At 69.3% G+C, this 9003-nt stretch carries 10 protein-coding genes; 6 read left to right on the top strand and 4 right to left on the bottom strand.

The window, feature by feature from the left end; genetic code table 11:
• Positions 1-85: 85 nt before the first annotated feature.
• The gene (locus tag ACOKM3_RS28855) at positions 86-319 is read right to left on the bottom strand and encodes a hypothetical protein (protein ID WP_426903936.1); all 234 of its coding nucleotides are present in this window, start codon (positions 317-319) and stop codon (positions 86-88) included.
• Between the two features lie 57 nt (positions 320-376).
• Here ACOKM3_RS28855 and map point away from each other — a divergent pair, with 57 nt between their 5' ends.
• Both map and ACOKM3_RS28845 read left to right on the top strand, forming a co-directional pair.
• On the top strand, positions 377-1249 hold the full coding sequence (gene map / locus ACOKM3_RS28850) for a type I methionyl aminopeptidase (RefSeq protein WP_426903935.1): 873 nt from the start codon (positions 377-379) through the stop codon (positions 1247-1249).
• Between the two features lie 164 nt (positions 1250-1413).
• Positions 1414-2064 (top strand): biliverdin-producing heme oxygenase, encoded by a 651-nt coding sequence (locus tag ACOKM3_RS28845; RefSeq protein ID WP_426903934.1) that lies wholly within the window; start codon positions 1414-1416, stop codon positions 2062-2064.
• 99 nt (positions 2065-2163) lie between these two features.
• On the opposite strand, the gene ACOKM3_RS28840 is transcribed toward ACOKM3_RS28845, so the two are convergent.
• The gene (locus tag ACOKM3_RS28840) at positions 2164-2820 is read right to left on the bottom strand and encodes a PhzF family phenazine biosynthesis protein (protein ID WP_426903933.1); all 657 of its coding nucleotides are present in this window, start codon (positions 2818-2820) and stop codon (positions 2164-2166) included.
• Positions 2821-2983: 163 nt separating this feature from the next.
• On the opposite strand from ACOKM3_RS28840, the gene efeO reads away from it, so the two are divergent.
• Genes efeO through ACOKM3_RS28820 form a run of 4 tightly spaced genes read left to right on the top strand, consistent with a single transcriptional unit; the run spans position 2984 to position 7357 of the window.
• Entirely contained in the window at positions 2984-4129 is a 1146-nt protein-coding gene (efeO, locus tag ACOKM3_RS28835) for an iron uptake system protein EfeO (protein WP_426903932.1), read from the top strand.
• A gap of 39 nt (positions 4130-4168) precedes the next feature.
• Positions 4169-5476, top strand: a complete 1308-nt coding sequence (gene efeB / locus ACOKM3_RS28830; protein WP_426903931.1) for an iron uptake transporter deferrochelatase/peroxidase subunit — start codon at positions 4169-4171, stop codon at positions 5474-5476.
• A 6-nt stretch (positions 5477-5482) separates the two neighbouring features.
• On the top strand, positions 5483-6328 hold the full coding sequence (gene efeU, locus ACOKM3_RS28825; RefSeq protein ID WP_426903930.1) for an iron uptake transporter permease EfeU: 846 nt from the start codon (positions 5483-5485) through the stop codon (positions 6326-6328).
• A 48-nt stretch (positions 6329-6376) separates the two neighbouring features.
• A complete protein-coding gene (locus ACOKM3_RS28820; protein WP_426903929.1) occupies positions 6377-7357 on the top strand; it encodes an SCO2278 family lipoprotein in 981 nt (326 codons plus the stop codon).
• Positions 7358-7378: 21 nt separating this feature from the next.
• Here the strand turns inward: ACOKM3_RS28820 and ACOKM3_RS28815 are convergent, their stop codons facing one another.
• Positions 7379-8131, bottom strand: coding sequence for a bifunctional DNA primase/polymerase (locus ACOKM3_RS28815; protein ID WP_426903928.1), 753 nt, complete (start codon positions 8129-8131; stop codon positions 7379-7381).
• Positions 8132-8270: 139 nt separating this feature from the next.
• Entirely contained in the window at positions 8271-8933 is a 663-nt protein-coding gene (locus ACOKM3_RS28810; protein ID WP_426903927.1) for a TetR/AcrR family transcriptional regulator, read from the bottom strand.
• Positions 8934-9003 lie beyond the last annotated feature (70 nt).

Genomic DNA, 9003 nt, shown 5'->3' with positions numbered 1-9003 from the left:
TAAATGCTCAATCGCCGCCGGTGCTTGAAATGCTCAGGTGGCGCTGGGGCTTGACCTGCTCAAACCCCGCAGGGGCTCCGGAAGCTCACTGGCCCGGCGGGTCCGTGTCCTCCGGCTTGTCGTGCCAGCGGGGGTCGGATTCCCACTCCAGGTTTCGTTCCCTCGCGGTGTCCATCGCGTGCTGGGCCTCCTCGCGGGAGGCGTAGGGGCCGAAACGGTCCTTGTTGGGGCACTCGGGCCCCTCCTCGACCTTCTTGTGTTCCAGGCAGTAGTACCACTCGCCCGGCTTTCCGACGGTTCGCTTCTTGAACAGCGCCACGGCGGCTCCTCTCGTCCCCGCCATGCTCCCCCACGCGCGCTCGTTACACTCGCTGGCATGTCTGGTCAGTCGGGGGCGTCGTCCGCCCTGCTCGTTCCGGGAGAGATCTCCCCCACCCGCTCCGTGCCCGGGAACATCCGGCGCCCCGAGTACGTCGGCAAGCCCGCGCCGACTCCGTACACGGGCCCCGAGGTGCAGACCCCGGAGACGATCGAGGCGATGCGGATCGCCGGCCGGATCGCGGCGCGGGCCATGGCGGAGGCGGCGAAGGCGATCGCTCCGGGTGTCACCACGGACGAGTTGGACCGGATCGCGCACGAGTACATGTGCGACCACGGCGCGTACCCGTCCACGCTCGGCTACCGCGGCTTCCAGAAGTCGCTGTGCACGAGCGTCAACGAGGTCATCTGCCACGGCATCCCGGACTCGACCGTCCTCAAGGACGGCGACATCATCAACCTCGACGTCACCGCGTACATCGGCGGCGTGCACGGCGACAACAACGCGACGTACCTGGTGGGTGACGTCGACGAGGAGTCGAGGCTGCTCGTCGAGCGGACCCGTGAGTCGCTGAACCGGGCCATCAAGGCCGTGAAGCCCGGTCGCCAGATCAACATCATCGGCCGGGTCATCGAGTCGTACGCGAAGAGGTTCGGGTACGGCGTCGTGCGCGACTTCACGGGGCACGGCATCAACTCGTCGTTCCACAGCGGCCTGATCATCCCGCATTACGACTCCCCGCAGGCCACGACCGTGATCCAGCCCGGCATGACGTTCACGATCGAGCCGATGCTCACGCTCGGCACGTACGAGTACGACATGTGGGAGGACGGCTGGACGGTCGTCACGAAGGACCGCAAGCGGACCGCCCAGTTCGAGCACACGCTCGTCGTCACGGAGACCGGCACGGAGATCCTCACGCTGCCGTAGCCGACGCCGCTCCTGCGCATCGAGCCCGCCCCTTCCGTGGGGCGGGCTCTGCTGTTTACGTTCCCTTGATCGGAGAACCGGGTAGGTTTTTACCGACAGCGTGTCGGGAAGGCTGTAATCTTAGGCAAGCCTAACCTAATTAATACCCATCGGCGGAGGCCCCCATGGACACCCCGTTCTCCACTCTGATCCGCACCGCTTCGCACGAGCAGCACACGGAGGCGGAGACGTCGACGTTCATGGGTGATCTGCTCGGCGGGCGGCTCGGCGTGGACGCGTACGCGCGGTACACGGAGCAACTGTGGTTCGTGTACCGGGCACTTGAGGACGGCGCCCAGCGCCTTGCCGACGATCCGGTGGCCGGGCCCTTCATTCAGCCGGAGCTGCTGCGCGTACCCGAGCTGGAGCGCGACCTCGCGCATCTGCGGGGTCCTGACTGGCGGGAGACCGCGTCCGCGCTGCCGCAGACGCGGGCGTACGCGGAGCGGGTCGCGGAGTGTGCGGCGTCCTGGCCGGGTGGGTATGTGGCGCACCACTACACGCGCTACCTGGGCGACCTCTCGGGTGGGCAGATCATTCGCGACAAGGCGGAGAAGACGTGGGGGTTCGCACGCAAGGGGGACGGTGTGCGGTTCTACGTTTTCGAGGGGGTCGGCAACCCCGCGGCGTTCAAGCGGCACTACCGGGAGCTGCTGGACGGCATCGCCGTGGATGAGCTGGAGAAGCAGCGGGTGGTGGCCGAGTGCAAGGCGGCGTTCGCCTTGAATACGGGGGTGTTTCGCGGGCTGGGCGAGGAGTTTCGGTCGGCCGCGTAACCGCTCCGCGGCACCGGCGTTACGGCCTCGGGGCTCTGCCCCGGACCCCGCTGCTCAATCGCCGCAGGGGCTTAAATTTGATCACCCGCCGCCGAACCTTCAGACCGCCAAGCGGACCCGGCCGCCCACCTCCACCGAGCCGTCCGGTTGGGGGGCCGTCAGGATTTGGGAGCCGTGGCCCTGGCGGATGTTGAGGGCCCGGCCGAGGCGGCCGGTCAGTGCCAGCGCCGCCGCTCCCGTGGCCTCGTCCTCCACGATGCCGTCGCCGCGGCCGGGGAAGCCGCGGGCCCTGACCCGGCCCGCCGCCTCGTCCTCCCAGGCCCACGCGTAGATCCACTCCCCCTCCGGAGGAACCGGCAGCGCGTCCACCTCGGCGACGGAGCCGTACTGCCGCAACGTACGCCCGGTCACCCACTCCGCGCGCGCCTCGACCCAGCTGAACTCGCCGTCCTGGCGCGCTCCGACGACACCCGCGGGCACGACGAGTTCCGGTACGTCGAGCAGCCAGGCCGTACCGACGCAGGGGTGCCCGGCGAACGGCAGGCGCGCGGTCGGCGTGTAGATGTCGATGACGCCGCGCTCGGGATCGTCGACGAAGACCGTCTCACTGAAGCCCAACTTGGTCGCGAACGCCTGCCGTTCGTCCTGCTCGGGCAGGCGGGAGCCGTCGCGGACGACGCCCAGCGCGTTGCCCTCCCCGCCGTCGGGGGCGCAGAAGACGCGCACCACGTCGTACTCGATGCCGTACTCGTTCATGCCGGAAGTCAACCACGCGACATCCGACGCTTGACCGGCCCTTGACCCTTCCCTGACTTGCCCATGGGCGGTACTGAGGTAAGCCTCATATAAGTTAGGTCGGCCTTAGTTACCCCTGCTTCTGTGCGTCCCCTGTACAGCCGCTGTATGCCTTGGAGCCCGCATGCGAGCCGCCCGACTCACCGTTTCCACTGCCGTCGCCGCGGTGGCCGCCCTGACCGCCGTCACCGGCTGCACCCAGAAAAGCGACGCCAAGAGCGCCGGTTCCGGTGCGGTCAAGGTGACCGCCGACGACGACAGCTGCGAGGTCTCGAAGAAGCAGTTCCCGGCGGGGCACGTGGAGTTGGCGGTCGAGAACAAGGGCTCCCGGGTCACCGAGGTGGAGATCCTCTTCCCGGACGACCGGATCGTCTCCGAGCGCGAGAACATCGGCCCCGGCACCCGGCACAGCCTCACCGCCGAGGTGAAGAGCGGCGACTACCGCATCGCCTGCATCCCCGGAATGAAGGGCAAGGGCCACCGCCAGGACATCAAGGTGACCGGCGGGAAGAGCACCGCGAAGCGGGACCCCCGGCTCGACGACGCCGTCGCCGCCTACCGCCAGTACACCCAGGCGCAGGCCGACGAGACGCTGCCGAAGGTGAAGACGTTCACCGACGCCGTCCGCGACGGCGACCTGGCGGCCGCCAAGAAGGCGTACGCCCCCTCCCGTATCGGCTGGGAGCGCACCGAGCCGGTCGCCGAGTCCTTCGGTGACATCGACCCGAAGGTCGACGTGCGGGCCGACGGCCTCGAAGAGGGCCAGAAGTGGACCGGCTGGCACCGCCTGGAGAAGGCGCTGTGGAAGGACAAGAAGATCGGCAAGGCGGAGAAGGGGCTGGCCGACCGGCTCGACAAGGACCTGAAGGACTGGCAGCAGCGCGTCGGCAAGGCGGAGATCACCCCCACCTCCATGGCCAACGGCGCCAAGGAGCTGCTCGACGAGGTCGCCACCGGCAAGGTCACCGGCGAGGAGGAGCGCTACTCGCACACCGACCTCGTCGACTTCAAGGCCAACGTCGAGGGCGCGGAGAAGGCGTACGAGCTGCTCAAGCCGGTCGCGTCGAAGAACGACGCCGCGCTGACCAAGGAGCTGGACAAGCAGTTCGCCGCGCTCGACACGCTGCTCGACAAGTACCGCGAGGACAAGAGCGGTTACGAGTTCACGTCCTACGACAAGGTCGGCAAGGCGGAGCAGAAGGAGCTGTCCGACGCGGTCAACGCGCTGGCGGAGCCGCTGTCGCAGCTGGCCGCCGCGGTCGTCAAGTAGCCATCGTCAAGTAGTCGAGAACGCCAAGTAGCCGAGAACATGCACACGCACCACGAGGAGAGGGCCGCCATGGCGGACGACGAGACCTCCAACTCCCCAGCCCCGTCCCGGCGTTCCCTGCTCACCGTCGGCGGCGCCGGGCTCGCGCTCGGCGCCGCGGCCGCGGGCGGCGCGATCGCCCTGGCCCGGTCCGACGACGGCTCGGACATGCAGCCGGCCGGCGAGGCGGGCGGCGCGGTGCCGTTCCACGGCGCGCACCAGGCCGGGATCGCCACGGCGGTCCAGGACCGGCTGCACTTCGCGGCGTTCGACGTGAAAACGGCCGACCGCGAGGAGTTCGTGCAGCTCCTGAAGGACTGGACGAAGGCCGCCGCGCGGATGACCGAGGGCCGCACCGTCGGCGAGGGCGCGTACGGCGGGCTCGTCGAGGCGCCGCCGGACGACACGGGCGAGGCGCTGGGGCTGCAGCCGTCCCGGCTCACGCTGACGATCGGCTTCGGCCCCTCCCTCTTCGAGAAGCACGGGAAGGCCCTCGGCATCGCCGACAGGCGGCCGGAGGCGCTCGTCGACCTGCCGAAGTTCCCCGGTGAGAACCTGGAGAGGACCCGCAGCGGCGGCGATCTGTGCGTACAGGCCTGCGCCGACGACCCGCAGGTCGCCGTGCACGCCATCCGCAACCTCGCCCGGATCGGCATGGGCAAGGTCGCCATCCGCTGGTCGCAGCTCGGCTTCGGCAAGACGTCGTCGACGACGCCGGACGCGCAGACCCCTCGTAACCTGCTGGGCTTCAAGGACGGCACCCGCAATATCGCGGGCACCGAGAAGGACCGCCTCGCCGAGCACGTGTGGGTGGACTCCCCGGGCGAAGGCGCCGGCTGGATGAAGGGCGGCTCGTATCTGGTCGCCCGCCGGATCCGGATGAACATCGAGACCTGGGACCGTACGTCGCTCCAGGAGCAGGAGGACGTGTTCGGCCGGGACAAGGGCGAGGGCGCTCCGGTAGGCAAGGCGAAGGAGCGCGACGAGCCGTTCCTCAAGGCGATGAAGCCGGACGCGCACGTGCGGCTCGCGCACCCGGACTCCAACCACGGGGCGACGCTGCTGCGCCGCGGCTACTCGTTCACCGACGGCACGGACGGCCTCGGCCGGCTCGACGCGGGCCTGTTCTTCCTCGCGTACCAGAAGGACATGCGCAAGGGGTTCATCCCGGTGCAGCGCAGCCTCGCGACCGACGCGCTCAACGAGTACATCCAGCACGTGGGTTCGGCGGTGTTCGCGGTGCCGCCGGGAGTGCGGGACGGCAGTGACTGGTGGGGCCGCGGCCTCTTCGAACAGACGGAGGCGTGAGAAGCGATGTTCGCGAACTACCTGATCGGACTGCGTGAGGGGCTGGAAGCCAGCCTCATCGTGTGCATCCTCGTCGCGTACCTGGTGAAGACGGAGCGCAGGGACGCCCTGAAGCCGGTGTGGGCGGGCATCGGCGTCGCCGTCCTCGTGTCGCTCGCCTTCGGCGCGGGCCTGGAGTTCGGCTCGCAGGAGCTGACGTTCCAGGCGCAGGAGGCGCTCGGCGGTTCGCTGTCGATCATCGCCGTGGGCCTGGTGACGTGGATGGTGTTCTGGATGCGGCGCACGGCCCGCCACCTGAAGACGGAACTGCACGGAAAGCTCGACAGCGCCCTGCAGATGGGCACGGTGGCGCTGGTGGTGACGGCGTTCCTCGCGGTGGGCCGTGAGGGCCTGGAGACGTCGCTCTTCGTGTGGACGGCGGTGCACGCCACCAGCAACGGCACGACGGACCCGGTGATCGGCGCGCTGCTCGGGCTTGCCACTGCGGTGTTCCTCGGCTGGCTGTTCTACCGGGGCGCGCTCCGTATCAACCTGGCGAAGTTCTTCACGTGGACCGGCGCGATGCTGGTCGTCGTGGCGGCGGGCGTCCTCGCGTACGGCTTCCACGATCTCCAGGAGGCCGATTTCGTCGGCGGCCTGAACAACCTGGCGTTCGACATCAGTTCCACGATCTCCCCGGACGGCTGGCTCGGCACGCTCCTGAAGGGCGTCTTCAACTTCCAGCCCGACCCGACGGTTCTGCAGGTGACCGTCTGGTTCGTCTACCTTGTCCCCACTCTCGCCCTGTTCTTCGCGCCTCCCGGACTGTTTTCCCGCAGGGTCGCGGCAGTGCGGGCCTCCTCTTCCCGGTAGGGTTCGGGCCCGTGGCAGGGGCTGGGAGCGGAAGGTGAATCGAACGTCATGAGCGAGGCCAGGAACAGGATCGGCCGACCGGTCGCGGCGGCTGCGGCCGCGGTCGTGCTGTCCCTCACGGCGAGCGGCTGTGTGACCGTGCACGGCGAGCTGGAGATCGTCCCGACGACCACGAAGGGGCAGGCGGCGCGCGCCGTCGACACGTTCGTGGACGCGTACAACGAGGCGGACAAGACGTACGACGCCGACGCCGACGCGAAGCACGTCACCGGGGCGCTCGGCGCGATCGACGCCGCGAAGCTGAAGGCGGGCCGTGCGCTCAACCCGAACGGCAACCCGAAGCACTCGCCGCTGGAGCTCACCGACACGCGGATCACGGTGCCGAAGAAGGCGGGCTGGCCGCGCTGGTTCGTGACGAACTCGGACAACAACCGGGTCAACGGCTACCGCTGGGTGATGGTCTTCACCCGCAACGCCCAGAACGCGCCGTGGGCGGTCTCGTACCTGTCGCTGTTCCGCGACGGCACGGTCCCCAAGTTCAAGCAGGACAAGGACGGTTGGGGTGAGTCCGTCGACCCCGACGAGTCCGGTCTCGCGCAGCGCCCGAAGGACATGGGCAAGCAGTACATCCAGTACCTCAAGAAGGGCGGGGACGGCTACGTCCCGGGCCCGCACACGACGCGCTGGCGACAGACCCGCGACAAGATCGGCACGCGTCCCGGCCTCACCACGCAGTTCATCGACGAGTCCCTCACCGAGGGCAACTTCGCGCCCGTGGCCCTGCGCACCGAGAACGGCGGGGCACTCGTCTTCTTCACGACCCGCCGCTACGAGAAGCTGACCGCGTTCCCCGGCAGCAATCTTCCCGCGATCGGGGCGGACGTGAAGGCGCTGATGAAGGGCGAGCCCAAGCAGTCGGCGATGTACGGCTACGTCTCCGGCCAGGCGGCCATCGACCCGCCGAAGTCCTCGGGGAAGGTGAACGTGGTGTCCCGGGTGGAGGGCATCACGACGGCGGAGGGCAACTGAAGCTTTTCAAGCCCGGACGGCCTACGGCCACGCCGACGTGTAGTCCGGCTCCTCCGCCCCCACATACCGCGCACACGCGTCCGTCAACGATTCCAGCAGCGTCAACGGATCGGGCAGCGGATGCTCAGGCCCCCGCACCCAGAACACCTCCCGCTCCCCGGGCAGCCTCGCCGGCGGCACGAGGACGTACGACCCACGGCAGTGCCACCGCATCCCGGGGTGCTCGTCCATGGTCTCGGGGTGACAGTCCAGCTCACAGGGCCACCACTCGTCCTCCTCGTCCGGCGTCCCCCGCGTCGCCGTGAAGAAGAGCATCCGGTCACCGCCGGACTCGGCTACGGGCCCGACCTCGATCCCGGCGGCGAGGAGCCGCTCCAGCGCCTCGCGCCCGGCCTCGAGCGGTACGTCGAGGACGTCGTGGACCATGCCCGTGGCGGTGATGAAGTTGGCCTGCGGCTGATGTCTCGCCCAGCGCTCGATCTGTGCGCGGTCCGTCGTGGACTGGGTCTGCCAGGCGAAGGAGACGGGGTGTCTGCCGGGGGTCGGACAGCCGACGCGGTTGCAGGAACATCGGTAGTCGGAGGGGTACGCGGCCGGGGCCAGCGGCAGTCCGGCGGCGGCAGCGGCGAAGAGCAGTTCCTCACGGGCCGCATCGGCGGCCGCGGTGTCCTTCGGGGCGCGCGCGCCCCGCAGCCACCGTGAGATCAGGCCGCCCGTCGTACGCCCCTCCGTACCGCTCCGCCCGCCGAATCGGCGACCCTGCTCCGCGCCCATCAATCCCCTCACCATCGCCGTCGAGCCACTGCTGTCGTGCCGAGTCCGGATGAACCTTGGACCAAAAGTGTCCCACCATCCTGCGCCTCGGGTGGCCACAGTCCACATCCGGGGTATGTGAGGGGGCTCCGACCGGCTGCTACTGGCCGCGGGGGGCGATCCCGTAGAGGGCGTACTCGACGATCGTGTCCGCGTACGCGTGGTCGAGCGGTCCGGTGTTCTGAAGCCAGCGCTGGGCGAGCGGCCCGGAGAAGAGGTCGCGGGCGATGGTCGGGTCGACCCCTTCGCGGACCTGGCCGGCCTCCTGCGCGGCGCGCAGCCTGGCCGCGTACAGGTCGAGGCCGGGCATGAGGAGCTTGGCGACGAAATCCTCGGCGAAGTCGCGGTTGGCGAGCCCCTCGGCGGCGAGCGCGCGGGCCGGGGCCTCGAAGCGGGGGTCCTTGAGCTCGTCCACGGTGGCGCGCAGCACCAGCTTGAGGTCGGCCTCGATGTCGCCGGTGTCGGGCAGGGAGTCGAAGTCCAGCGGGTAGTCCGGGTGCTTCTCGGCGGCGGCCTCCTGGTTGCGCTCGCCGAGGTCGATGAAGGCCTCCATCAGGACCTCGGCCTTCGAGCCCCACCACCGGTAGATCGTCTGCTTGCCGACACCGGCGCGGGCGGCGATGCCCTCGATGGTGGTGCGCGGGTAGCCGATCTCTCCTACGAGGGTGAGGGCGGCGTCGTAGATCGCGCGGCGGGAACGTTCGCTGCGGCGGGTGGCGTCGGGGACGGCCTTCTTCGCCGACTGGCTCTTCGTGGCTGACATGGTTCGAATGTAGCAGCGCGCGAGCCGAGACGTTCCGTCTCGTGAGGCCTTGACAAGACGCGGCGTCTCG

It is taken from the genome of Streptomyces nidicola (assembly GCF_050106155.1).
GTDB lineage: Bacteria > Actinomycetota > Actinomycetes > Streptomycetales > Streptomycetaceae > Streptomyces.
This window is presented reverse-complemented; position numbering and strand designations above follow the sequence as displayed.